General features: G+C 57.0%; 18 protein-coding genes, 1 rRNA gene and 1 riboswitch. Of the genes, 7 read left to right on the top strand and 12 right to left on the bottom strand.

The annotated features are described in order from the left end of the window. The 3 genes from BM007_RS21445 to btuB form a co-directional block, all read right to left on the bottom strand. Positions 1-185 (bottom strand): 16S ribosomal RNA (locus tag BM007_RS21445); the annotation flags it as partial. A 383-nt stretch (positions 186-568) separates the two neighbouring features. Further along, on the bottom strand, positions 569-1,420 hold the full coding sequence (murI, locus tag BM007_RS21435; RefSeq protein WP_048989427.1) for a glutamate racemase: 852 nt from the start codon (positions 1,418-1,420) through the stop codon (positions 569-571). After that, on the bottom strand, positions 1,365-3,218 hold the full coding sequence (gene btuB / locus BM007_RS21430; protein WP_061716301.1) for a TonB-dependent vitamin B12 receptor BtuB: 1,854 nt from the start codon (positions 3,216-3,218) through the stop codon (positions 1,365-1,367). The genes murI and btuB overlap by 56 nt, the downstream gene beginning before the upstream one ends. Positions 3,219-3,283: 65 nt before the next feature. Next, positions 3,284-3,460: riboswitch (cobalamin riboswitch) on the bottom strand. Between the two features lie 104 nt (positions 3,461-3,564). Here btuB and trmA point away from each other — a divergent pair. Then, complete coding sequence (gene trmA, locus BM007_RS21425; protein WP_090420885.1) at positions 3,565-4,665, top strand: tRNA (uridine(54)-C5)-methyltransferase TrmA; 1,101 nt, start codon at positions 3,565-3,567, stop codon at positions 4,663-4,665. A gap of 89 nt (positions 4,666-4,754) precedes the next feature. Here trmA and BM007_RS21420 read toward each other — a convergent pair whose 3' ends face one another. Together BM007_RS21420 and fabR are read right to left on the bottom strand one after the other, a co-directional pair. After that, entirely contained in the window at positions 4,755-5,114 is a 360-nt protein-coding gene (locus tag BM007_RS21420) for a YijD family membrane protein (RefSeq protein ID WP_008501783.1), read from the bottom strand. A gap of 9 nt (positions 5,115-5,123) precedes the next feature. Continuing rightward, positions 5,124-5,762: an HTH-type transcriptional repressor FabR gene (gene fabR, locus BM007_RS21415; RefSeq protein WP_008501784.1), complete on the bottom strand. Its 639-nt coding sequence runs from the start codon at positions 5,760-5,762 to the stop codon at positions 5,124-5,126. 196 nt (positions 5,763-5,958) lie between these two features. Between fabR and sthA the strand changes: the two genes are divergently transcribed. After that, complete coding sequence (gene sthA / locus BM007_RS21410; protein WP_008501785.1) at positions 5,959-7,359, top strand: Si-specific NAD(P)(+) transhydrogenase; 1,401 nt, start codon at positions 5,959-5,961, stop codon at positions 7,357-7,359. Here the strand turns inward: sthA and oxyR are convergent. The 4 genes from oxyR to argC form a co-directional block, all read right to left on the bottom strand. After that, a complete protein-coding gene (gene oxyR, locus BM007_RS21405) occupies positions 7,333-8,259 on the bottom strand; it encodes a DNA-binding transcriptional regulator OxyR (RefSeq protein WP_044597477.1) in 927 nt (308 codons plus the stop codon). The genes sthA and oxyR overlap by 27 nt on opposite strands. 303 nt (positions 8,260-8,562) lie before the next feature. Then, complete coding sequence (gene argH / locus BM007_RS21400) at positions 8,563-9,936, bottom strand: argininosuccinate lyase (RefSeq protein WP_061716300.1); 1,374 nt, start codon at positions 9,934-9,936, stop codon at positions 8,563-8,565. A gap of 77 nt (positions 9,937-10,013) precedes the next feature. Continuing rightward, positions 10,014-10,790, bottom strand: a complete 777-nt coding sequence (gene argB, locus BM007_RS21395) for an acetylglutamate kinase (protein ID WP_090420882.1) — start codon at positions 10,788-10,790, stop codon at positions 10,014-10,016. Positions 10,791-10,796: 6 nt separating this feature from the next. Then, entirely contained in the window at positions 10,797-11,801 is a 1,005-nt protein-coding gene (gene argC, locus BM007_RS21390; protein ID WP_024909174.1) for an N-acetyl-gamma-glutamyl-phosphate reductase, read from the bottom strand. Between the two features lie 88 nt (positions 11,802-11,889). Here argC and argE point away from each other — a divergent pair, with 88 nt between their 5' ends. The 5 genes from argE (at position 11,890) to BM007_RS21365 (ending at position 18,730) form a co-directional block, all read left to right on the top strand. Further along, positions 11,890-13,041: an acetylornithine deacetylase gene (gene argE / locus BM007_RS21385; protein ID WP_090420879.1), complete on the top strand. Its 1,152-nt coding sequence runs from the start codon at positions 11,890-11,892 to the stop codon at positions 13,039-13,041. A 271-nt stretch (positions 13,042-13,312) separates the two neighbouring features. After that, positions 13,313-15,964, top strand: a complete 2,652-nt coding sequence (ppc, locus tag BM007_RS21380) for a phosphoenolpyruvate carboxylase (RefSeq protein WP_090420876.1) — start codon at positions 13,313-13,315, stop codon at positions 15,962-15,964. 94 nt (positions 15,965-16,058) lie between these two features. Next, the gene (locus BM007_RS21375) at positions 16,059-16,823 is read left to right on the top strand and encodes a helix-turn-helix transcriptional regulator (RefSeq protein WP_090420873.1); all 765 of its coding nucleotides are present in this window, start codon (positions 16,059-16,061) and stop codon (positions 16,821-16,823) included. 128 nt (positions 16,824-16,951) lie between these two features. After that, complete coding sequence (gene fsa / locus BM007_RS21370; protein ID WP_090420870.1) at positions 16,952-17,614, top strand: fructose-6-phosphate aldolase; 663 nt, start codon at positions 16,952-16,954, stop codon at positions 17,612-17,614. 12 nt (positions 17,615-17,626) lie between these two features. Further along, complete coding sequence (locus BM007_RS21365) at positions 17,627-18,730, top strand: bifunctional L-1,2-propanediol dehydrogenase/glycerol dehydrogenase (RefSeq protein ID WP_008501794.1); 1,104 nt, start codon at positions 17,627-17,629, stop codon at positions 18,728-18,730. 83 nt (positions 18,731-18,813) lie between these two features. On the opposite strand, the gene katG is transcribed toward BM007_RS21365, so the two are convergent. From katG to BM007_RS21350, 3 genes are all read right to left on the bottom strand, one after another. Continuing rightward, positions 18,814-20,994, bottom strand: coding sequence for a catalase/peroxidase HPI (gene katG / locus BM007_RS21360; RefSeq protein ID WP_090420868.1), 2,181 nt, complete (start codon positions 20,992-20,994; stop codon positions 18,814-18,816). 209 nt (positions 20,995-21,203) lie between these two features. Continuing rightward, positions 21,204-22,094: a methylenetetrahydrofolate reductase gene (gene metF, locus BM007_RS21355; RefSeq protein WP_090420865.1), complete on the bottom strand. Its 891-nt coding sequence runs from the start codon at positions 22,092-22,094 to the stop codon at positions 21,204-21,206. Positions 22,095-22,364: 270 nt separating this feature from the next. After that, positions 22,365-24,797 carry a bifunctional aspartate kinase/homoserine dehydrogenase II gene (locus tag BM007_RS21350; RefSeq protein ID WP_024909187.1) on the bottom strand — a complete coding sequence of 811 codons (2,433 nt, stop codon included), beginning with the start codon at positions 24,795-24,797 and terminating at the stop codon, positions 22,365-22,367.

Here is a 24,797-nt window from a genome sequence, read left to right as displayed (position 1 = left end):
CGACGTTATGCGGTATTAGCTACCGTTTCCAGTAGTTATCCCCCTCCATCAGGCAGTTTCCCAGACATTACTCACCCGTCCGCCGCTCGTCACCCGAGAGCAAGCTCTCTGTGCTACCGCTCGACTTGCATGTGTTAGGCCTGCCGCCAGCGTTCAATCTGAGCCATGATCAAACTCTTCAATTTAAGTTTGATGCTCGTGAATTAAACTTCGTAATGAATTACGTATGTTCACTCAGAGACTTGGTATTCATTTTTTGTCCGAGGACGTTAAGAATCCATGTCACTTTGAGTGCCCACACAGATTGTCTGATAAATTGTTAAAGAGCAGTTGCAACGCGGCTTTAAGCTCACCGTTGCGAGGTCCCGTATATTACGTTTTCCTCATTCAGAGTCAAGTGATTATTTTCGCTTTTCTCTGCTGGCGTTCATCTCTGAACCTCGCTAACCCGGCGGCCTGTAAGCCGTTGTTCCGTGTCAGTGGAGGCGCATTATAGGGAGTTCTCAGACGTTGACAACCCCTCTTTTAAAAAAAACTTTCAACCGTCTCTTTTTTGCTCAAAACCGTGCTACAGCGCCAGTTTTTCGAGCGTTTCAAAGCCATAACGGCGTAAAACGGGTAAAAGTTGCTCAGTCTCTTTCGTGATAGCCATACAAAACGCGATATTCGCATCGGTAGATTTCGCATCCGGCGCTTCATGCTCCAGCAACCAGGCCGTACGACGGGCAATAGCCGCACCGGAATCCACCAGGCGCGTCCCCTCCGGCAGCACCTCCAATAGCTCTTCCTGTAATAGCGGGAAGTGGGTACAGCCCAGCACAACGGTATCCGGAGGTTCGGGCATTCGCAGCCACGGACGAAGAATACGACGCAGCTCCTCGAGTGATACCGCCTTGCCATGCAGCTTCGCTTCAGCCATCTCCACCAGCTCAGCCGAACCCAGCATCGCTATCTGGCATTCGTTGGCAAAACGGTCGATCAGCTCGCGGGTATAAGGACGCTTTACCGTGCCTCGCGTGGCCAGCAAACCCACAATGCCGTTCGCAGTCAGACGCGCGGCAGGCTTTATTGCAGGAACGACGCCCACAACCGGGAACTGGAATTTTTCACGCAGGGCGGGAAGAGAAACGGTGCTCGCCGTATTACAGGCGATGACGGCCAGCGCAAGGGGATAGCGCTTTTGTACCGCGGTGACGATTTCAACGACACGCTCAACAATAAAATCTTCGCTCTTTTCCCCGTACGGGAAAGCGACGTTATCGAAGGCGTAGATGTAATGGAGATCCGGCAGAAGATGCCGAATCTCATCATAGACCGAAAGCCCACCGACGCCGGAATCAAACACCAGCACGGTGGGACGCGGATTAGAAGGTGTAGCTGCCAGACAAGGTGTATTCCCGTCCTGCAGTTTGGTAGCCATAAACTGTCTCGTAATCTTTATCGAACAGATTGGCTATTTTACCACGAACTGTGAGATGTGAGGTGACAGGATACGAAACTGCGACATCCCACAGACTGACACCGCCCATTTTCACGCGTTCTGACGAATAGGTGTCTGGATCAATCGCGACATCATAGCGGGTGCCCAGATAACGGTAGGCAAGGTTCCAGTCGAGATCCCATACCTGCCAGTCAAGCTGGTACTTAACCTGCTGCTTAGAACGACGGGCCAGTACTTCGTTGGTTTTGGCATTACGCGGGTCGACATAATCATAGGAAATCTGATGTCTGACCGGGCCAGTATCGAACTGTGCCGTCGCTTCCACACCTTTAATACGTGCTTCGTCAACGTTGTAGTAACGATACGTATGCGGATCGCTGCTAATAAGATTATCAATGTCATTGCGATAACCGGTGATACGCCAGTTGACCGGTCCCGTCAGGCCTTCAAAGCCCCCTTCCCACTGCTTACTCTCCTCTGGTTTAAGGTCCGGATTACCGTAAGAGGCACTGTGGATCTGGCTCATGGTCGGTGCTTTAAATGCGGTACCGTAGGAGGCAATGACGCGATAGCCCTCCACAAACTCCCACGCTGCGCTGGTTTGCCACGTGCCATGGTTGCCGAAGTTAGAGTTATCGTCATTACGCGCCGCCGCTTCAAGCGTCACGCTGCTGAACTGCTGCATCGCCGAAACAAACACGCCGGTATTGCGTTGCTCGTAACCTTTCTCCAGATAGCCCGTTCCAGCCTGGGTCTTCTGCTTTTGCCAGTCCAGACCTGCGCCAATGTTGCCGTGACCGACTTCTACGGTGTTGAGCCATTGGGTGGTGTACTGCTTCACGTCATCCATGGTGGCGGAATCAGCGTAACGCCCTTTCTTCGGATCATAGTTCTGATCTTTACTGCGACCATAGCCCGCCACCAGCTGTGACTGGAAAATCCCCTGGTTGTAACGCAGACCGGTATCCCAGTTCTGGCTGTAGAGCTGGCGAGTATCAGGTCGTCCATCCACCATAAAGTTGGCGTCGTAGTGATCGTAACCGTCATACGCGGTGCGGTTGTCATAACCAAAGCCACGGAAGAAGCCGCTCACGCTGTCGGTAATCTGCTGTTCCACGGAGCCGTACAGCGATTTACTCATAAAGCCATCGCGGTCAGGCTGGCGCGGCGCATCTTTTGCGGCGATGTCAAAACCCCGGGTATAGGTGTAGTTACCCGCCATGGTGATTTTGGTTTTATCCAGCACCTGCTGGAAAGCGCCATCATAGGTCTGGTAACCCTTAGAGCCAACGCCCGCTGAGATTTCTGCACCCGGCTTATCACGTCCGGTAATGATGTTAATCACGCCACCAATCGCGTCGGAGCCATACAGGGCTGAACGCGGACCACGGATGTACTCAATACGCTGAATCAGCGAGGTCGGGATTTGGCTCAGATCGGGAACGTTGCTGATCCCGGCGTTATTCAAAGGAATACCGTCAACCAGCACCAGCACATGGCGAGATTCCGTTCCGCGAATAAAAGTCGAAGAGTTCGAGCCCATTCCACCGCTTTGCGCGATATCCACGCCAGGCAGACGTGACATGATTTCCACCACGCTCTTTGCCTGCCAGCGCTCAATGTCTTCACGCGTCACGACGGACGTCGGTGCCAGAACAGTTTTTGCCGGTTGTTCAAAACGATTTGCCGTCACCACCAACGAGTCGGCGCTGTCCTGCGCCCAGCCCGAAAATGCCGTGACGGACAACGCCGTCAACAGCGATACTTTTTTAATCATTGTTAAAGCATCCACAATATAAGAAGGATGCCGCAGGCCTCATCGATAGCACGCGATGATGAAACCAAATGCGACGTGATCCCGGCAGGTCTTCGGGCTAGGTGGCTATATAAGGATGAAGACTTCCCATTTTCACAGTGTCTACAACGCTCATCCCGCCAGTCTTTACCGCTGCGCGTCAGCTCCAGATTTACACTGGATTCCCTTTTCACTCTCAGGAGACCGGAAACAGAATGCTACAATTAGACACGTATGGATGTCCAGACAGCTATTGGCCATTAAATCTGGACATCCCCTGAACAATGCCTACAATCGCCGCGTAATTCTTTATCACTCAGGACGCATCATGACCCCAGAACACCTCCCGACAGAACAGTACGACGCGCAGCTGGCAGAGAAAGTTGTCCGCCTGCAAAGTATGATGACGCCTTTCAACGCGCCCGTTCCCGAGGTGTTCCGCTCTCCTGTCAGCCACTACCGCATGCGCGCCGAGTTCCGCATCTGGCACGACGGTGACGACCTGTACCACATCATTTTCGATCAGCAGACAAAATCCCGTATCCGCGTGGACAGCTTTCCGGCGGCGAGCGAGCTCATTAACCAGTTAATGACGCTGGTAATGGACGGCGTGCGCAACAATCCGGTACTGCGTAACAAGCTGTTCCAGATTGACTACCTGACCACGCAAAGCAATCAGGCGATTGTCTCTCTCCTGTATCACAAAGCGCTTAACGACGAGTGGCGCGAGCAGGCGGAAGCGCTGCGCGATGCGCTGCGCGCGCAGAACATCAACGTTCACCTGATTGGCCGCGCGACAAAAACCAAAATCATGCTGGATCAGGACTACATCGACGAGCGCCTGCCGGTAGCGGGTAGAGAGATGGTTTACCGTCAGGTCGAGAACAGCTTCACCCAGCCCAACGCCGCGATGAACGTGCAGATGCTGGAGTGGGCGCTGAAGGCGACGGAAGGGTCAACGGGCGATCTGCTTGAGCTCTACTGCGGTAACGGCAACTTCTCGCTGGCGCTGGCGCGTAACTTCGATCGCGTGCTGGCAACGGAAATCGCCAAGCCGTCGGTGGCCGCCGCGCAGTACAACATTGCCGCTAACCATATCGACAACGTGCAGATCATTCGCATGGCCGCTGAAGAGTTTACCCAGGCCATGAACGGCGTTCGCCAGTTTAACCGCCTGGAAGGGATCGATCTGAAGAGCTACCAGTGTGAGACGATTTTTGTCGACCCGCCGCGCAGTGGCCTGGACAGCGAAACAGAGAAGATGGTGCAGGCGTACCCGCGTATTTTGTACATCTCCTGTAACCCGGAGACGCTGTGCAAGAATCTCGAAACATTAGGCCAGACGCACAATATTGAACGTCTGGCGCTGTTCGATCAGTTCCCGTATACGCATCATATGGAGTGCGGTGTACTGCTCACGGCGAAGTAATGTGGCCTTGTAGGGCAGGTAAGCGAAGCGCCACCTGCCAAAAAAGCCGGATGACGCTTCGCTTATCCGGCCTACAATGACAAAACCCTTTACTCTGGTAACTGGCTCTTACGGCTACGCATGCGCGAGCCAATCCAGAACACCAGCGCCACAGACAGTACCGCAGGGAAGAAGTTAGAGCCGATATCCGGATATTCCGCGCGAACCACGGTGCTGTACAGCAATACGCCCAGAATAAAGCAGGCGGCGGCCAGCCCCGGTAACCCCACCGGCATGGTGCGGTTCAGGTAACGTTGATGCAGGCAGTACACCGTCAGCACCAGCGCAATAAGCGGGAAAATCGAAAACGGCACGATTGAGCTAAAAATAGCGGCAAACGTACCATTAATGGATAAGCCAGCGATCAATGCCAGCAACAGCGTCCCTTTATCCTGACCTGACTGTTTCATTACTCACCTTCACTCTTCGGTTTGATGTGCCAGTTTCTCTTGTTCACGGCGATACCAGTAGTACGCGCCTTTGGAGATCATCCTGAGCTGTAATACCAGTCGCTCTTCGAGCTGCTTGCGTTGTTCAATGCTGACATCCAGCGCTTCGGCACCCGCGCTGAATACAATCGTCACCATCGCCTCGGCCTGTGCTTCAGTAAACGCACGCGGCATATGGTTTTCGAGTTCAAGATAGTCGGCAAGTTCCGCGATGAAGTGCTGAATTTCGCGCGCGACGGCGGCACGAAACGCTGCCGATGTGCCCGAACGCTCGCGCAGAAGCAGACGAAACGCGTTGGGGTTATTGCCGATAAATTCCATAAAGGTCGACACGGAGGTGCGGATCACGCTGCCCCCTTTGGCGATACGCTGACGCGCCTGGCGCATCAGCTGACGCAGCATCAGGCCGCTCTCGTCGACCATGGTCAGGCCCAGTTCATCCACATCACGGAAGTGACGATAGAAGGACGTTGGCGCAATCCCGGCCTCGCGTGCGACTTCGCGCAGGCTCAAACTGGCAAAACTCCGCTCGGCACTCAGTTGACTGAATGCGGCTTCCACCAGCGAACGCCGGGTTTTCTCTTTTTGTTGTGCTCTTACGCCCATCACGATAGTTGAATCCTTCCAAAGGCCTGATGGCACTATACCAGAGAATAAAATTAATCTGTTTGCCTGGCTTTGTGAATGATTGTTTACGTGCGGTTTGTGCTCCACTGCCGGAAAAAAGCACAACGATAATTGGGTTACTCTGGCAATGATGTTATGATTCTGTTGCTTTTATGTATAAGAACAGGTAAGCCTTGCCATGCCACATTCCTACGATTACGACGCAATAGTTATTGGTTCCGGCCCCGGCGGCGAAGGCGCTGCTATGGGTCTGGTGAAACAGGGAGCCAGAGTAGCGGTCATCGAGCGCTACCATAATGTCGGCGGCGGTTGCACCCACTGGGGCACCATCCCTTCGAAAGCCCTCCGCCACGCCGTTAGCCGCATTATCGAATTTAACCAGAACCCTCTTTACAGCGACCATTCCCGACTTCTTCGTTCATCTTTTGCCGACATCCTGAATCACGCGGATACCGTCATTAACCAGCAGACACGTATGCGTCAGGGGTTTTATGAGCGTAACCACTGCGAAATTTTGCAGGGCAACGCGCATTTTGTGGATGAACACACCCTGGCACTCGAATGCCACGACGGGTCGGTTGAAACTATTACCGCTGAAAAATTTGTGATTGCCTGCGGTTCACGCCCATACCATCCGGCCGACGTGGACTTCTCGCACCCGCGCGTCTACGACAGCGATTCGATTCTGAGCCTGCACCATGAACCCCGCCACGTCATTATCTATGGCGCAGGGGTCATCGGCTGCGAATATGCGTCGATCTTCCGCGGAATGGACGTCAAAGTTGACCTGATCAACACCCGCGACCGCCTGCTGGCGTTCCTCGATCAGGAAATGTCAGATTCGCTCTCCTACCACTTCTGGAACAGCGGCGTGGTCATTCGCCACAACGAAGAGTACGAGAAGATCGAAGGCTGTGACGACGGGGTGATCATGCACCTGAAGTCCGGCAAGAAGCTGAAAGCCGACTGCCTGCTGTACGCCAACGGCCGTACCGGCAACACCGATTCCCTGCAGCTGGAAAATATCGGGCTTGAAACCGACAGCCGCGGTCAGTTGAAGGTCAACAGCATGTATCAGACCGCCCTGCCGCACGTTTACGCGGTCGGCGACGTCATTGGCTATCCAAGCCTGGCCTCAGCCGCTTACGACCAGGGACGCATTGCGGCTCAGGCGCTGGTGAAAGGCGAAGCGACGGCGCATCTGATTGAAGATATCCCGACGGGCATCTACACCATCCCGGAAATCAGTTCCGTAGGGAAAACCGAGCAGCAGCTGACGTCTATGAAGGTGCCTTACGAGGTGGGTCGTGCGCAGTTTAAACATCTGGCGCGGGCGCAAATCGTGGGGATGAGCGTGGGTACGCTGAAGATTCTGTTCCATCGCGAGACGAAAGAGATCCTCGGGATTCACTGCTTTGGTGAACGCGCCGCGGAAATCATTCATATCGGTCAGGCGATCATGGAGCAGAAAGGTGGTGGTAACACCATTGAGTACTTCGTCAACACCACCTTTAACTACCCGACCATGGCGGAAGCCTATCGGGTCGCGGCGCTAAACGGCCTGAACCGCCTGTTTTAACGCGCTGTCAAAATGGCCATCCATCGCACCACGGATGGCCTCTGCCAGCTGCTCATAGCGGCTGCGCAGCGGTGACCCAGGGCGATAGACCAGGCCAATCGTACGACGCGGCTCTGGTTTAATGCACGGCAAATAAACCACGCCATCACGTTTACGCTCGTGCGGTACCGCCAGCGCAGGCAGCAGCGTAATACCGCTTCCCGCCGCGACCATATTACGCAGCGTTTCCAGGCTGGTTGCGCGGAAATGGGTATCCTCATCCGCACCCGCTTCGAAGCAGAAGCCCATCGCCTGGTCGCGCAGGCAGTGGCCATCTTCCAGCATCAGTAGCTTTTCACCCGCCAGATCGGCCATCGGCACGCGATCGCGGTTCGCCCACGGGTGATCTTCATAGATCGCCAGCATCATCGGCTCATCGAACAGCGGCACTTCAATAAAGGCTTCACTCTCTTTTACCAGTGCCAGAATGGCGCAGTCGAGCTTGCCGCTGTCCAGCTGTGCCAACAGCTGATGGGTTTGCGCTTCGTGCAGGTACATTTCGAGTTTCGGGAACGTCTGGTGCAGCATCGGAATGATGTGCGGTAACAGGTACGGGCCAACGGTTGGGATCAGGCCAATATGCAGCGGGCCGGACATGGCCTCCCCCTGCTGGCTTGCCATTTCCTTGAGCACTTTGACCTCGCGCAGCACGGTGCGCGCCTGATCCACCAGCAGAAGACCTGCCTGTGTGAACAGAACCTTACGACTGGTGCGCTCCAGCAGCATCACGCCCAGCTCGTCTTCCAGCTTACGGATCTGGCCACTCAGCGTGGGCTGGCTGACGTGACAGGAATCTGCCGCGCGGCGAAAGTGACGATGCTCGGCTAACGCTACCAGGTATTCAAGATCACGAATATTCATTATTCATCCTCCGTCGCCACGATAGTTCATGGCGATAGATAGCATAGCAACGAACGATTATCCCTATCAAGCATTCTGTTGAATAATACACCACATAGACGAGGCGGCACGTGTTTGACCCTTGACGTCCCCGCACCGTCAGCGAGTTTCTCTCAAAACTCGAACAACTAAAGCCAACGTGAACTTTTGCGGACCCCGTGGTCCGCTTTTTTTTGCGTAAAAAAGCCCAGCGCTAAGCCAGGCTCCGTTTTTCTCCCTCTCCCTGTGGGAGAGGGCCGGGGTGAGGGCACCAGCCCGCACGGTTCAAACCAGCCGGTTTTTCGCATCCGCAATCGCCTGCGCCACCTGCTTCGGCGACACGCCGCCTTTCGCGGCACGCTTGTCCAGACAGGACTGCAGCGCCAGAATCGGATACACATCATCCCCGATAACCGCGCTGAACTTCTGCAGGTCGGCCAGCGCCAGATCCTCCAGCGGTTTACCCTGACGAATGGCTTCCACTACCGCTTCACCGACAATATGATGCGCTTCACGGAACGGTACGCCCTTCGCCACCAGATAATCCGCCAGTTCGGTAGAGTTCGCATAGCCCTGCTGCGCCGCTTCCTGGCAGCGCGGACGTTTCACCTGAATGCCGTCCAGCACCAGCGCGCCCATGTGCAGACAGTCCAGCCAGGTGTCGAGCGCGTCGAACAGCCCCTCTTTGTCTTCCTGCATGTCTTTGTTGTACGCCAGCGGCAGCCCTTTCAGGGTCATCATCATGCCGGTCAGCGCACCCTGCACGCGGCCACATTTGCCGCGGATCAGCTCGAGCGCGTCCGGGTTTTTCTTCTGCGGCATCAGGGATGAACCTGAGGTCACGCGGTCGGACAGCTCGACGAAGCCCGCTTCGCCGGAGTTAAAGAAGATCAGGTCTTCGGCAAAGCGCGAGAGGTGAACCATCCCGATAGACGCATTGGAGAGCAGCTCCAGCACGTGGTCGCGGTCGGACACGCTGTCCAGGCTGTTACGGGTGGCGGAGGCAAAGCCCAGCCAGCCTGCCAGCTGTTCACGGTCGATTTCATACGCCGTACCCGCCAGCGCGCCGCTGCCCAGCGGGCTGACGTCCAGACGTTTCAGGGTATCCTGCAGACGGCTTTCGTCACGCGCCAGCATCTCTACGTAGGCCAGACACCAGTGCGCAAAGGTCACCGGCTGCGCGCGCTGCAGGTGGGTATAACCCGGCATCACCGCGTCCTGGTTGTTCTGCGCGGTTTCCACCAGCGCGCTCTGCAACTGACGGTTGGCCGCCAGCAGTTCGCTAACGGTATCTTTACACCACAGCTTCAGGTCGGTGGCGACCTGGTCGTTACGGCTGCGCCCGGTGTGCAGCTTTTTACCCAGCTGGCCGACTTTGTCGATCAGTTTGCCTTCCACCCAGCTGTGAATATCTTCGGCATCGCTCTGCAGGATTTGCTGCGGATCCAGACGCACCTCTTCCAGCAGATTGTTCAGCGCTTCTTCCAGCTGTAACTGTTCGTCTGCGGTCAGTACGCCTACCGTTACCAGCGCTTTGGACCAGGCCACAGAGCCGACAATATCCTGTTCGGCCAGGCGGTAGTCGAAGCGCAAAGAGTCGTTGAACTGTTTGAACCGCTGATCCGCTGCCTGTGTAAAACGCCCACCCCAAAGTGCCATAACATGCTTCCTTAATATCTTTGAATTTCATTGCCCGGTGGCGCTGCGCTTACCGGGCCTACAAAACATTAAATCGATTACGCTAAAATACGCGTGCCAATTGGCGTGCCGTTAAACAGCGCCGGGAGCTGCTCCGCGTGGCGCCAGGAGGCGATATCCACCGGGCGGCCCAGCGTGCGCGCGGCATCCAGCGCGGCGTTCACTTTGACGATCATGCCGTCGGTAATAATGCCCTGAGCAATCAGCTGCTCGGCTTTCTCAGCCGTCATTTCTGCGATGCGCTGACCTTTACCGTCCAGAATGCCGCTCACGTCGGAGAGCAGGATCAGGTCCGCACCCAGCGTTGCCGCCAGCGCGGTCGCCGCCTGGTCAGCGTTAACGTTCATCAGCTCGCCCTCTTCGGTCACGCCGATGGAGCTCACCACCGGCAGGAAACCGCCTTCCAGCAGCGTGTTAATCAGCTTAGGCGAACCTGGCTGCGCCAGTCCAACGTGGCCGAGCTCTTCGTCGAGCTGGGTCACTTTTACGCTGTCGCCATCGCCCAGATAGAGGCCCACGGACGCGATATGGTGTTTCTTCGCCCACGCCAGCAGCGTTTTGTTCGCCGTACCCGCCAGCGCGCCGGTAATGATGTCAATCTGGTCAGCAGGCGTCACGCGCAGGCCGTTCTTCTTTTTCACCGGCAGGTTGAGCCCTTTCATCAGCTCATCCACCACGCAGCCACCGCCGTGCACAATCACCAGCGGACGTTGATGTGATTCGCGATAGTTCACCAGCGCGGTAAACAGACGCTCCAGCGCTTCTTCGCTGTCCAGCAGTACACCACCGAGTTTGATAATTAATGGGTTCATCATCACACCTTAAATAAGAGCCTGCGTTTCCGGGAAACCGAAACGAATATTTGCACACTGCATTGCCTGTGCGGCAGCGCCTTTCAGTAAGTTATCTTCTGCGGCCACCACGATGAGATGCTCACCCTGAACGGCAAAGCCGATATCGCAGAACGGCAGACCGACCACGTTTTTCAGCGCCGGCACGCCTTTGTCGTACAGGCGCACCAGCGGTTTATCCGCATACGCCTGCGTGAAGACCTCGCTCACCTGCTCTTTGGTCACGCCCGGTTTCAGGCGACAGGTGATGGTTTCGAGGATCCCACGCGGGAAGCTGCCCAGATGCGGGGTGAAAATGACGTCCGCACCCAGATGCGTCGTGATTTCAGGGTGATGACGGTGATTAAACACGCCATACGGCTGAAGGCTCACTTCGCAGAAGCTATTGGAGATTGCCGCCTTACGCCCTGCACCGCTCACGCCGCTGGTGGCGTTGATCACCGGCCACTGGTTCAGATCCAGCAGGCCCGCGTCGATCAGCGGCTTCAGGGAAAGCTGCGCCGCCGTCGGGTAGCAGCCCGGAACGGCAATCAGGTCCGCTTCTTTCAGTTTATCTGCGCTCCACTCCGCCAGGCCGTACACCGCTTTTTCAAGCAGATCAGGGTGCTGATGGGTGAAACCGTAATATTTTTCGTAGAACGCGCCGTCGTTAACGCGGAACGCGCCGGAGAGGTCGAAGACCACGCAGCCGGCCGCCAGAAACTGCGGCGCCAGGTCGTGGCTGACCTCATGCGCGGTGGCTAAAAACACCACGTCGACGCCGTCGGTAAACTCGCTGATGTCAGACATGGGCTGTAGCGGCAGATCGACCAGGCCCTTAAGCTGCGGATGCAAATCGGAAATTAACTTTCCTGCATCATTGCTTTGCGCTGACACGGTCAAAGCGGTTATGGTCATATGTGGATGGCGATTCACGTAGCTTACAAGCTCTGCGCCCGCATAACCGCTAGCGCCTACAATCAGCGTATTCAACATCGGGTTCCTTTATGCTCAACGTTAATGTATTTTTATTCACATTTATTGCATGAATATTGATACTATCACGACCTAAGGTGTGTCAACAATGAAAATGAACTTACCGCCATTTATCGAGATCTACCGCGCCCTGATTGCCACACCGTCTATCAGCGCAACGGAAGAAGCGCTGGATCAGAGCAATGAGTCTTTAATCAATCTGCTGGCGGGTTGGTTTAGCGATCTTAGGTTTAACGTTGAGGTTCAGCCCGTCCCCGGCACTCGCCACAAATTTAACCTGCTCGCCAGCACCGGAACCGGTGCGGGCGGCCTGCTGCTGGCCGGTCATACCGACACCGTGCCGTTTGATGATGGCCGCTGGACGCGCGATCCGTTCACCCTGACCGAGCACGACAACAAGCTCTACGGTCTGGGCACCGCCGACATGAAAGGCTTCTTCGCCTTTATCCTCGACGCGCTGCGTGATGTGGACGTGACGAAGCTGAAAAAACCGCTCTACATTCTGGCGACCGCTGATGAAGAGACCAGCATGGCGGGCGCGCGCTACTTCTCTGAAAACACCTCGATTCGCCCGGATTGCGCCATTATCGGTGAGCCGACGTCTCTGCAACCGATCCGCGCGCACAAAGGCCATATTTCTACCGCCGTGCGCGTGCTGGGCCAGTCCGGCCACTCCAGCGATCCGGCGCGCGGCGTGAACGCCATCGAGCTGATGCATGACGCCATCGGCCGCATCATGACCCTGCGCGACGATCTGAAAGAACGCTATCACTACGAGGCGTTCACCGTGCCGTATCCGACCCTGAACCTCGGCAGCCTGCACGGGGGTGATGCCTCCAACCGTATCTGTGCCTGCTGCGAACTGCATATGGATATCCGCCCGCTGCCGGGCATGACCCTGAGCGATCTCGACGGCCTGCTGAATGAAGCGCTGGCACCGGTGAGCGAACGCTGGCCGGGCCGCCTGACGGTCTCCGAACTGCATCCGCCGATCCCGGGTTATGAATGCCCGCCGGACCATCAGCTGGTTGAAGTTGTGGAAAAACTGCTCGGTGAGAAAACCGACGTGGTGAACTACTGCACCGAAGCGCCGTTTATTCAGACGCTGTGCCCTACCCTGGTCCTTGGCCCTGGCTCCATCAACCAGGCGCACCAGCCGGATGAATATCTGGAAACCCGCTTTATCAAACCCACCCGTGAACTGATTACCCAGGTTGTGCATCACTTCTGCTGGCATTAAAACCGCACCGAAGAGTCCCCTCTCCCTGTGGGAGAGGGTTAGGGTGAGGGCAACAAATCGCATGATCTCCGTCACATTCCCATAAGCATCTCTTATCTGACGCAATGCGAATTAAATTTCGTAAATTGCCCGCATTTATTCGTTTGCTGAACCGTTTTCGCAGCAATTGACGACGGGGGTTTTACGTGGCTTTATAAAGGGAGATGACAAAATAATGTCCAGAAGATTTTCGCCTGGGCATAAACAAAAATGATGGGGTGACTGGGTTTTTATGAACGAACAATATTCCGCGTTGCGTAGTAATGTCAGTATGCTCGGCAAAGTGCTTGGAGATACCATCAAAGATGCGTTGGGGGAGAACATCCTCGACCGCGTTGAAACCATCCGCAAGCTGTCTAAATCTTCCCGCGCCGGTAACGAGGCCAGTCGTCAGGAGCTGCTCACCACCTTGCAGAACCTCTCTAACGATGAGCTGCTGCCCGTTGCACGCGCATTCAGCCAGTTCCTGAACCTGGCCAACACCGCTGAGCAATACCACAGCATTTCGCCAAACGGCGAAGCGGCCAGCAACCCGGAAGTCATTGCCCGCACCCTTCGTAAACTGAAAGACCAGCCAGACCTCAACGAAGCCACCATCAAAAAAGCGGTGGAGTCGCTTTCGCTGGAGTTGGTGCTGACCGCACACCCAACCGAAATTACCCGTCGCACCCTGATCCACAAAATGGTGGAAGTGAACAACTGCCTCAAGCAGCTGGATAACAAAGACATTGCCGACTACGAACGCAACCAGCTGATGCGCCGTCTGCGCCAGCTGATTGCCCAGTCCTGGCACACCGATGAAATTCGTAAGCATCGCCCAAGCCCGGTCGACGAAGCCAAATGGGGTTTTGCGGTGGTGGAAAACAGCCTGTGGGAAGGGGTACCGAACTACCTGCGCGAGCTGAACGAACAGCTGGAAGAGAACCTCGGCTACCGCCTGCCGGTCGATTTCGTGCCGGTGCGCTTCACCTCCTGGATGGGCGGCGACCGCGACGGTAACCCGAACGTGACCGCGGAAATCACCCGCCACGTCCTGCTGCTGAGCCGCTGGAAAGCGACCGACCTGTTCCTGAAAGACATTCAGGTATTGATCTCCGAGCTGTCGATGGTAGAAGCGACGCCGGAACTGCGCGCGCTGGCCGGCGAAGAAGGCGCCAGCGAGCCGTACCGTTTCCTGATGAAAAAGCTGCGTGGTCAGCTGATGGCCACTCAGGCCTGGCTGGAAGCGCGCCTGAAAGGCCAGCGCCTGCCAAAACCAGAAGGCCTGCTCAGCCAGAACGAACAGCTCTGGGAGCCGCTTTACGCCTGTTATAAATCGCTGCAGGCCTGCGGGATGGGCATCATCGCCAACGGCGAACTGCTCGACACCCTGCGTCGCGTGAAGTGTTTTGGCGTGCCGCTGGTGCGTATCGACGTGCGTCAGGAAAGTACCCGTCATACCGAAGCGCTGGGCGAGCTGACCCGCTATCTCGGCATCGGTGACTATGAAAGCTGGTCCGAAGCCGACAAGCAGGCGTTCCTGATCCGCGAGCTGAACTCCAAGCGCCCTCTGCTGCCGCGCAACTGGGAGCCAAGCAACGATACCCGCGAAGTGCTCAACACCTGTAAAGCGATCGTTGATGCGCCGAAAGGGTCGGTGGCCGCCTATGTGATCTCCATGGCGAAGACCCCGTCCGACGTGCTTGGCGTTCACCTTCTGCTGAAAGAAGCGGGAATCGACTACGCCCTGCCGGTCGCCCCGCTGTTTGAGACCCTCGACGACCTGAACAATGCCAACGACGTCATGAGCCAGCTGTTGAATATCGACTGGTACCGCGGCTTTATTCAGGGCAAACAGATGGTGATGATTGGCTATTCCGACTCCGCGAAAGACGCGGGCGTGATGGCGGCATCCTGGGCGCAGTATCAGGCGCAGGACGCACTGATCAAAACCTGCGAGAAAGCTGGTATTGAACTGACCCTGTTCCACGGACGCGGTGGTTCAATTGGCCGTGGCGGCGCACCGGCGCACGCAGCGCTGCTGTCGCAGCCGCCGGGAAGCCTGAAAGGCGGCCTGCGCGTCACCGAGCAGGGCGAGATGATCCGTTTCAAATACGGCCTGCCGGAAGTGACCATCAGCAGCCTGTCGCTCTATACCAGCGCGATCCTGGAAGCCAACCTGCTGCCACCGCCGGAGCCGAAAGCCTCCTGGTGCCATATCATGGACGAGCTGTCGGCTATCTCCTGCGATCTGTACCGCGGCTACGTGCGTGAAAACAAAGATTTCGTCCCTTACTTCCGTTCAGCCACCCCTGAGCAGGAGCTGGGTAAACTGCCGCTGGGCTCACGTCCTGCGAAGCGTCGCCCAACCGGTGGCGTAGAGTCTCTGCGCGCGATCCCGTGGATCTTTGCCTGGACGCAGAACCGCCTGATGCTGCCCGCCTGGCTGGGTGCCGGTGCTGCGCTGCAAAAAGTGGTGGAAGACGGCAAACAGAACGAGCTGGAAACCATGTGCCGCGACTGGCCATTCTTCTCTACCCGTCTGGGAATGCTGGAGATGGTCTTCTCGAAAGCTGACCTGTGGCTGGCGGAATACTACGACCAGCGTCTGGTGAAACCTGAACTGTGGGCGCTGGGTAAAGAGCTGCGCGAACTGCTGGAAGGCGACATCAAAGTAGTGCTGGACATCGCCAACGACTCACATCTGATGGCGGACCTGCCGTGGATTGCCGAGTCTATTCAGCTGCGTAACATTTACACCGACCCGCTGAACGTCCTGCAGGCAGAGCTGCTGCACCGTTCGCGTCTGGCGGAAGAAGAAGGGAAAGAGCCAGATCCGCGCGTTGAACAGGCGCTGATGGTGACGATTGCAGGCGTTGCGGCGGGTATGCGTAACACCGGCTAATGCTTTATGCCCGGCGGCGCTGCGCTTGCACGGGCCTACGTTAAGTAGGCCGGGTAAGCGTTAGCGCCACCCGGCAAATTTCGGTAGTCTCCTTATGCATTCCGATATCACCCAAATTTTGACTGACCTGGTGAACCGCACGTTACCGCTGGGTCAGATTCATTTCTCAGCGCTGGCTGAACAGCATCCCCGCACATATCCCTGCCTCCGTATTACCCTTGGTACCCCCAGCGAGGCGATTTTTTCTTTTTTTGGACAAATCACGCATCCTGCGCCTCACGTCATGAGCATACATTTCGGTAAGCAGCAGCTTACAATCGAGTTACAGCGTGACAATGTGCTCTTACAACAACTCCAGGTTGCCCGACGTGGTCCGCGAACGGGGGCTTTTCTTCTGCAAACGCTCACCGAATTACAGATGCAGCCTGAGGAACAAGACACAGCAAGGCTGGTAGTTTTAAGCCTGCTCAGCCACTGCCGGGATCTGCTTGGCAGTGAAATTCACACTGACAGCCGCAGCCGGGCACTGTTCGAAGCCGTTCGGAGCTATATCGAAGAAAATTATGCCTCTTTGTTAACTCGCGAATCCGTGGCACAGGCGTTCTACATCTCACCAAACTACCTTTCCCATCTATTCCAGAAAGTCGGCAGCGTCGGATTCAATGAATATTTAACAAAAACGCGCCTGGAACATGCGCGTCAGCTGCTGAAAGGCTACGATCTCAAAATTAAAGATATCGCCACACGCTGCGGATTTACGGACAGCAACTACTTTTGCCGTCTCTTTCGCAAGCACACCGAACGTTCCCCTTCCGAATATCGACGCCAGTACCACAGCCAGCTGATCGCCAAAAAGTAGCATTGTGATCGCTCTCTCACTTCTCTAAGGACATTACATTTGTCCAGTATTTGGCAAAATTGACCTGTATTCGCCGCACCTGGGTGCGCCGTATCCTTTATTCAACCTTTCTGACTTAAGGAAAAATAATGGAACTGTACCTGGATACCGCCAACGTGGCGGAAGTTGAACGTCTGGCGCGCATCTTTCCTATTGCGGGCGTCACCACCAACCCGAGCATCATCGCCGCCAGCCGCGAATCCATCTGGGACGTGCTGCCGCGTCTGCAAAAAGCCATCGGACCGGAAGGCACGCTGTTTGCTCAAACCATGAGCCGCGATGCCGAAGGCATGGTGGCGGAAGCCAAACGTTTGAGTAACGCCATACCGGACATCGTGGTGAAAATCCCTGTCACGGCTGAGGGCCTTACCGCGATCAAGGCGTTGAAAAAAGAGGGGATAACCACGCTGGGGACCGCCGTTTATAGCGCTGCACAGGGCTTGCTCGCCGCACTCGCAGGGGCGAAATATGTCGCGCCGTACGTAAACCGCGTTGATGCGCAGGGCGGTGACGGCATTCGCATGGTGCAGGAGCTGCAGTCTCTGCTGGAACTGCACGCGCCGGAAAGCAAGGTGCTGGCCGCCAGCTTCAAAACGCCGCGTCAGGCGCTGGACTGTCTGTTGGCGGGATGCGAGGCAGTCACGCTTCCCTTAGACGTAGCGCAACACATGCTCGGCACGCCAGCGGTAGAGTCAGCCATAGAGAAGTTTGAGCAGGACTGGAAAAACGCGTTTGGTAACCTCAACCTCTAAGGGAGAACTGTTATGGACCGTATCATTCAATCGCCGGGGAAATATATCCAGGGCGCTGATGTGCTTACCCGTCTCGGCGACTACCTGAAACCCCTGGCCAATCGCTGGCTGGTGGTCGGCGATAAATTTGTGCTGGGTTTTGCCGAAGAGACCCTGCGTCAGAGTTTTAAAAAAGCCGAACTGCATGCCGAAATCGCGCCGTTTGGTGGTGAATGTTCACAAAATGAAATCGATCGCCTGAAAAAGCTGGCCGACAGCGCCGACTGCCTGGCAGTGCTGGGCATTGGCGGCGGTAAAACGCTGGATACCGCCAAAGCGCTGGCCCATTTCATGGACGTACCCGTCGCTATTGCGCCAACTATCGCCTCCACCGATGCGCCATGCAGCGCCCTTTCCGTCATTTACACCGACAGCGGTGAGTTCGATCGCTACCTGATGCTGCCTCACAACCCGAACATGGTTATCGTCGATACCAAAGTGGTGGCGGGTGCGCCTGCGCGTCTGCTGGCCGCCGGGATTGGCGATGCGCTGGCGACGTGGTTTGAAGCACGCGCCTGCTCGCGCAGCGGTGCGACCACCATGGCGGGCGGCAAATGTACGCAGGCAGCACTTGCGCTGGCCGAGCTGTGCTACAACACGCTGGTTGAAGAGGGTGAAAAAGCCATGCTGGCGGCGGAACAGCATGTGGTTACACCGGCGCTGGAACGCATTATCGAAGCCAACACCTATCTCAGCGGCGTAGGCTTTGAAAGCGGCGGTCTGGCGGCGGCACACGCTATTCATAACGGCATGACGGCGGTGCCGGACGCGCATCACTTCTATCACGGCGAAAAAGTGGCGTTTGGTACCCTGACGCAGCTGGTGCTGGAAAACGCGCCGGTAGAAGAAATAGAGACCGTCGCCGCGCTTTGTCACAGCGTTGGGCTGCCGATCACGCTGGCACAGCTGAACATCAAAGAGGATATCCCGGCGAAAATGCGTCTGATCGCGGAAGCGTCCTGTGCGGAAGGAGAAACCATCCACAACATGCCCGGCGGCGTAACGCCGGATCAGGTATATGCGGCACTGCTGGTGGCCGACCAGTATGGGCAGCGGTTCCTGCAGGAGTGGGAGTAAATAGCGTGAATAAAAATCCCCGCATCAGCGGGGATTTTTTTGCCCGTAGGCCGGGTAAGCGTTAGCGCCACCCGGCACAAGGGTTACTGCAGATCAAACCGGTCCAGATCCATCACCTTCGCCCATGCGGCAACGAAGTCGCGGACAAACTTCTCATGCGCATCATCGCTGGCGTAAACCTCTGCCAGCGCGCGCAGAACGGCATTCGAACCGAAGACCAGATCGGCGCGGGTGGCGGTATATTTCACTTCACCGCTGGCGCGATCGCTTCCGGCAAACAGCTCATTGGATTCGTCGGTCGCCTTCCACTGCGTGTTCATGTCCAGCAGGTTCACGAAGAAATCGTTGCTCAGCACGCCCTCGCGGTCGGTGAACACGCCATTCTTGCTGCCATCAAAGTTGGCACCCAGCACGCGCAGGCCGCCGATCAGCACCGTCAGCTCCGGCGCGGTCAGCGTCAGCTGCTGGGCTTTGTCGATCAGCAGTGACTCCGTGGTGGACACATCCACCTGCGCACGGTAGTTGCGGAAACCATCGGCAACCGGTTCGAGCAGGTTAAACATCTCGATATCCGTCTGATCCTGACGCGCATCCACGCGGCCTGGGGCGAACGGTACGGTGACGTACACGCCTGCGGCTTTTGCGGCCTGCTCAACGCCTACCACGCCCGCCAGCACGATGATATCGGCCAGTGAGGCTTTGTTGGTGGTGCGCTGAATAGCTTCCAGAGCCGGCAACGCGCGAACCGCCGCGGCGTTCACATCCCAGTCGCGCTGAGGCGCCAGCGCCAGACGCGCGCCGTTAGCGCCGCCACGCTTATCGCCACCGCGGAAGGTTGAAGCTGACGCCCAGGCAACGGAAACCAGTTCGCTCACGGACAGACCAGAGGCCGCAATTTCCGCCTTCAGGCTTTCAATGTCTTCTTTCGACGGGTTGAACACCGCCTGCGGCAGCGGGTCCTGCCAAATCAGATCTTCTTTCGGCACTTCCGGGCCAAGGTAACGCGATTTTGGCCCCATATCACGGTGGGTCAGTTTGAACCACGCGCGCGCGAAGGCTTCGTTGAAGGCCTGCGGGTCGTTCAGGAAGCGGCGGGAAATTTTCTCGAATTCCGGGTCAAAACGCAGCGTCAGGTCGGTGACCAGCATGGTAGGTTTGCGTTTTTTCGACGGGTCGAACGGATCGGGCATGATTTCCGGTGCATCTACGGCTTCAAACTGAATCGCCCCTGCCGGGCTGCGGGTCTGCACCCATTCGTATTTGAACAGGTTCTCGAAGAAGTAGTTGCTCCACTGGGTCGGGGTTTGTGACCAGATGACTTCCAGACCGGAGGTAATGGCATCTGCACCCACGCCCGTGCCGAGCGTGCTCGCCCAGCCCAGGCCCTGCGCTTCAATTGGTGAGGCTTCCGGGTCGGTACCCACGTGGGTGGCTTCACCCGCGCCGTGAGTCTTACCGAGGGTGTGGCCGCCTGCAATCAGCGCGACGGTCTCTTCATCGTTCATGCCCATGTTGCCGAAGGTCGCGCGAATCGCTGCCGCCGCTGACAGCGGTTCACCGCTGGCGTTTGGCCCTTCCGGGTTCACGTAGATCAGGCCCATTTCGGTGGCGGCCAGAGGACGCTTCGCCAGCGCTTCCGGATCGCGGTGGGTCAGCCAGGCTTTTTCATCACCCCAGTTTACGTCCAGATCCGGTTCCCAGACGTCTTCACGCCCGGCACCGAAACCAAAGGTGCGGAAGCCGGAGTTCTCCAGCGCCACGTTACCCGCGAGGATAAACAGGTCAGCCCAGGAAATTTTTTGTCCGTATTTTTGCTTGATGGGCCACAGCAGACGGCGCGCCTTATCCAGGCTCACGTTATCCGGCCAGGAGTTCAGCGGCGCAAAGCGCTGTTGACCGCGTCCTGCGCCACCGCGTCCGTCAACGGAGCGATAGGTACCCGCGCCATGCCAGGCCATACGGATAAACAGGCCCGCATAGCTGCCCCAGTCGGCAGGCCACCACGGTTGGGAGTCGGTTAAAAGTGCTTTGAGATCGCCTTTCAGCGCGGAGTAATCAAGCTTGCTAAATTCTTTGCGGTAGTCAAAGTCTTCACCCAGCGGGTTCGAACGATTGGAATGTTGGTTAAGAAGATCGATGCGGAGTTGTTTTGGCCACCAGTCGCGGCTGCCTGTACCTGCGCCCGCGCTGTGATCGACACCGCCCTGATGGAACGGGCATTTGCCGACTGATGCCGCTTTATTGGTTTCGTCTGACGTGCTCATCGCTATGCTCCCTTTTACAGTGTTACCGTTACGATATACGCCCTTGTTGATAAGGTATAGTTGAGATAACCCACAGATTCGATAGTTAAATCCGTTTAATTTCCCATGGAAAATACATGAGTTTTGTACGTCAAAGGCAGCATTGCTGATATGGCAGGAAAATAAAACCCTTATAAATCAAAAAACCCTCCGAAGAGGGCTCTTTTTTGTTACACGCCTGGTCTAACGCCGAGCGTGTGGCATATGGCGTAACTCATCTCAGCACGGTTCAGCGTGTAGAAGTGGAAATCCTTCACCCCTTCACGACTTAAGATCTTCACCATGTCCATCGCGATATTTGCGCCCACCAGCTTGCGTGTTTCCGGGTCATCGTCCAGCCCCTCGTACATTTTAGACATCCAGAGAGGAATACGCACATTGGTCATATCAGCAAATTTCTTCGCCTGTTTGAAGTTAGAGACCGGCAGAATACCCGGGATAATTTCAACGTCGATGCCCGCGGAGACGCAGCGGTCACGGAAGCGCAGGTAGCTTTCCACATCAAAGAAGAACTGAGTAATGGCGCGGTTCGCGCCGGCATCCACCTTACGCTTGAGGTTAAGCAGATCGGCCTGAGCGCTTTTCGCTTCCGGATGCACTTCAGGATAAGCGGCCACGGAGATATCAAAGTCCGCCACCCCCTTCAACAGCCCCACCAGATCGGCGGCATACATGTCCGGCTTACCGCTCCCAGGAGGCAGGTCACCGCGCAATGCGACAATATGACGGATGCCGTTATTCCAGTAATCCTGGGCGATGGCGCACAGCTCGTCGCGGGTGGCGTCGATACAGGTGAGGTGCGGGGCCGCTTCGAGACCGGTGCGATCTTTGATGCCTTTAATGATGCTGTGCGTACGGTCACGCTCGCCGGAGTTCGCACCGTAGGTCACGGAGACAAACTTCGGTTTCAGGCTGCTGAGACGATCGATAGAGCTCCACAGGGTTTGCTCCATTTCACTGGTGCGCGGCGGGAAAAATTCAAAAGAGACGTTAATCTGGCCGTTTACTTCGGCCAGGCTCTGATTCAGTGCTTCCCGCTGGTTGGCGTGAAAAAAGCTCATACCTTACCTCTATCAATCGCGTGTCATTGTCTGTTGTGTTGTGAACTTCTATACGTTTAGACGTCCAGATGTAAAAATGACGGAAAAGCGGAGGGACGTCAATAGAAATAATCAACAATAACGGTGAGGTTTGCTCAGGGAATATGAGAAAAATTCAAGATGAGGGTGAGAAGGCCCCTCACCCCGGCCCTCTCCCCAAAGGGGCGAGGGGGAAAAAGACCGCACTGAGCAGTCCCCTCTCCCCTTTGGGGAGAGGGTTAGGGTGAGGGGTTACAGCAGCTTAGCCAGACGGTTGATGTCGGACTGGATGGCCCCGGCGGTGACATCGCGCCCCGCGCCCGGACCGCGGATCACCAGCGGGTTATCGCGGTACCAGCGGCTTTCGATGGCGAAGACGTTATCGCACGGCAGCAGCGCCGCCAGCGGATGTTCAGGACGCACCGCCTCGACACCGACTCGCGCTTTTCCGTTGGCCTCGAAACGCGCCACGTAGCGCAGCACCAGCCCCATCTCGTTCGCCGCTTCCAGACGCTGCACCATTTGCTCGTTAAGTTCTTCTCCATTTTCAAAGAAATGGTCCACAGAACCTTCTTCACAGCCGGCAGGCACCAGCGATTCGACGCGTACGGAATCCGGTTCGATGTCATAACCGGCTTCACGCGCCAGGATCACCAGCTTGCGCATCACGTCTTTACCGGAGAGATCAACGCGCGGATCGGGTTCCGTTAAGCCCTGCTGCCACGCCTGATCCACCAGGTCGGTGAACGGAACGGTGCCGTCAAACTGCAGGAACAGCCAGGAGAGCGTGCCGGAGAAGATACCGCTCAGCGCCAGAATGCTGTCGCCGCTTTCAATCAGGTCACGCACGGTGTGGTTTACCGGCAGGCCTGCACCCACGGTGGCGTTATACAGCCAGTGGCGCCCCGTTTTTTCAAACGCGTCGTGGATCTGACGGTATTTATCGGTACTGCTCGCCCCCGCCAGCTTGTTCGCGCTGATAACGTGGAAACCGTGGCTGGCGAAATCAAGGTACTGATCGGCAAGCTGCTCGCTGGCGGTCACGTCCAGCACTACCAGGTCATCGTAAGGGTGCGCGCGCATCCACAGGAACAGCGACTCTTCATCCTGCTCTACGGCTTCATCATTAAAGAAGGCAAGCGCGCGGCTGGCGTCCAGCCCTTCGTAGTTCAGCAGGCTGCGACGGCTGTCCACCACGCCTGCGAGAATGAATTCGAATCCGGTACGCGCCGAGAGCGTGACCTGTTCGCGGGCGAACAGCTCCAGCCAGCGGGAACCGATGTTGCCTTTACCAAACAGCACCAGGCCGATGCGTTTTTCCGCGCGGAACAGGGAGGTATGCAGACCCTGAATCAGGCTTTCGGTTGGCCCTTTGCGCAGAACGGCCACCAGGCTGATGCCCTCTTCCGACTGCCAGGTGAACTCCACCGGCTGACCTTTCAGCTGCTGCCAGAAGCGGTGGCAGTGCAGCGGGTTACGGGTGACGCCCGCGCCCACCATCGCCACCAGCGCCAGCCCCTGACGCAGGCGAAGCTCGCCCGGCAGGCCCGCTTCATCCAGAATTTTCAGGGCGCTGTCCGCCACTTCAGCGGTATAGCAGAACTGCAGCAGCTGGCGGTCATTGTGAACGCCAACGGCCAGCGGGCGTACCTGAGCACGCTTTAACACCAGGTCAATCTCTTTATGCGCCAGTTTGAAGTCCTGGCCCGCAGGCACCTGGAACTCAATCAGGCAGATGTCGTCGTGGCTGGTGACAATACGCGCCCCGGTGCCGGACGCCAGTACGCGTTCAATACGGGTAGAGCCTTGATCCGGGGTGTAGCTGCAGCGCAGCTGGAGGTCGATATCGCTACCGGAAACCGGCTGCAGCGTGCGCGCGTGTAGCACCGGTGCGGCCAGACGCGCCAGCTCGCTGGCTTCATCCAGGCGCAGCAGCGGCAGCAAGCAGGCATCTTTTACTTTGCGCGGGTCTGCGCTGTAAACACCGGCCACGTCGCTCCAGATGGTGACGCGGGACACGCCTGCCAGGGCACCGATTTGCGTTGCCGAGTAGTCGGAGCCGTTACGGCCCAGCAGCACTGTTTCACCCGCGTTGCTGCGGCTGATAAAGCCGGTAACCACAATGCGTTTGCCCGGATGCTGCACCAGCAGCTGTTGCAGCAGCGGGTAGGACAGGCCTTCATCCACCTGCGGCTGCGCGGCGCGTTCGGCGCGCAGGAAATCACGCGCGTCGAGCCAGGCCGCCTCCACGCCCAGGTGTTGCAGCACGGCGGCCATCAGGCGCGCGGACCACACTTCACCGTGGCCCACCACTTCGGCATACACCGCATCGGTGATCCCGCTGTCCAGCAGGGCGGCCAGACGCTCAAGGTCATGGGTAAAGGCGCTGATCAGCCCGTCCGCTACGTCCGCAGGCAGCAGGCCAGCAATCAGCTCGCTCTGGTAACGACGTAAGGACTGTTGCACCTGATGCGCAGAAAGGCGATCGGTCTGGCTCAGTTTCAGCCAGCTAATCAACTGGTTGGTGGTGCTGCCCGCCGCCGAGACAACCATCATGTCACCCGGCTGTGAATATTCCGTCATGATCCCTGCGACACGCAGGTAACATTTCACATCAGCAAGACTACTACCACCAAACTTGTGCAGCTGACGACCCTTCGCCCCTGCCTGCGCTATCACACTCAT

This window comes from Enterobacter sp. NFIX59 (assembly GCF_900113755.1).
Classification (GTDB): Bacteria; Pseudomonadota; Gammaproteobacteria; order Enterobacterales; family Enterobacteriaceae; genus Enterobacter; species Enterobacter pseudoroggenkampii.
The sequence above is the reverse complement of the archived record's forward strand: the minus strand, read 5'-3'. Positions and strand labels throughout refer to the sequence as shown.

Excerpts from the sequence above, each read along its gene's own strand:
- BM007_RS21350 (WP_024909187.1), bottom strand. The coding sequence starts at position 24,797 with ATGAGTGTGATAGCGCAGGCAGGGGCGAAGGGTCGTCAGCTGCACAAG.
- BM007_RS21365 (WP_008501794.1), top strand. The coding sequence starts at position 17,627 with ATGGACCGTATCATTCAATCGCCGGGGAAATATATCCAGGGCGCTGAT.
- metF (WP_090420865.1), bottom strand. The coding sequence starts at position 22,094 with ATGAGCTTTTTTCACGCCAACCAGCGGGAAGCACTGAATCAGAGCCTG.
- argB (WP_090420882.1), bottom strand. The coding sequence starts at position 10,790 with ATGATGAACCCATTAATTATCAAACTCGGTGGTGTACTGCTGGACAGC.
- argC (WP_024909174.1), bottom strand. The coding sequence starts at position 11,801 with ATGTTGAATACGCTGATTGTAGGCGCTAGCGGTTATGCGGGCGCAGAG.
- fsa (WP_090420870.1), top strand. The coding sequence starts at position 16,952 with ATGGAACTGTACCTGGATACCGCCAACGTGGCGGAAGTTGAACGTCTG.
- BM007_RS21420 (WP_008501783.1), bottom strand. The coding sequence starts at position 5,114 with ATGAAACAGTCAGGTCAGGATAAAGGGACGCTGTTGCTGGCATTGATC.
- katG (WP_090420868.1), bottom strand. The coding sequence starts at position 20,994 with ATGAGCACGTCAGACGAAACCAATAAAGCGGCATCAGTCGGCAAATGC.
- argH (WP_061716300.1), bottom strand. The coding sequence starts at position 9,936 with ATGGCACTTTGGGGTGGGCGTTTTACACAGGCAGCGGATCAGCGGTTC.
- oxyR (WP_044597477.1), bottom strand. The coding sequence starts at position 8,259 with ATGAATATTCGTGATCTTGAATACCTGGTAGCGTTAGCCGAGCATCGT.
- sthA (WP_008501785.1), top strand. The coding sequence starts at position 5,959 with ATGCCACATTCCTACGATTACGACGCAATAGTTATTGGTTCCGGCCCC.
- argE (WP_090420879.1), top strand. The coding sequence starts at position 11,890 with ATGAAAATGAACTTACCGCCATTTATCGAGATCTACCGCGCCCTGATT.
- btuB (WP_061716301.1), bottom strand. The coding sequence starts at position 3,218 with ATGATTAAAAAAGTATCGCTGTTGACGGCGTTGTCCGTCACGGCATTT.
- murI (WP_048989427.1), bottom strand. The coding sequence starts at position 1,420 with ATGGCTACCAAACTGCAGGACGGGAATACACCTTGTCTGGCAGCTACA.
- BM007_RS21375 (WP_090420873.1), top strand. The coding sequence starts at position 16,059 with ATGCATTCCGATATCACCCAAATTTTGACTGACCTGGTGAACCGCACG.
- ppc (WP_090420876.1), top strand. The coding sequence starts at position 13,313 with ATGAACGAACAATATTCCGCGTTGCGTAGTAATGTCAGTATGCTCGGC.
- trmA (WP_090420885.1), top strand. The coding sequence starts at position 3,565 with ATGACCCCAGAACACCTCCCGACAGAACAGTACGACGCGCAGCTGGCA.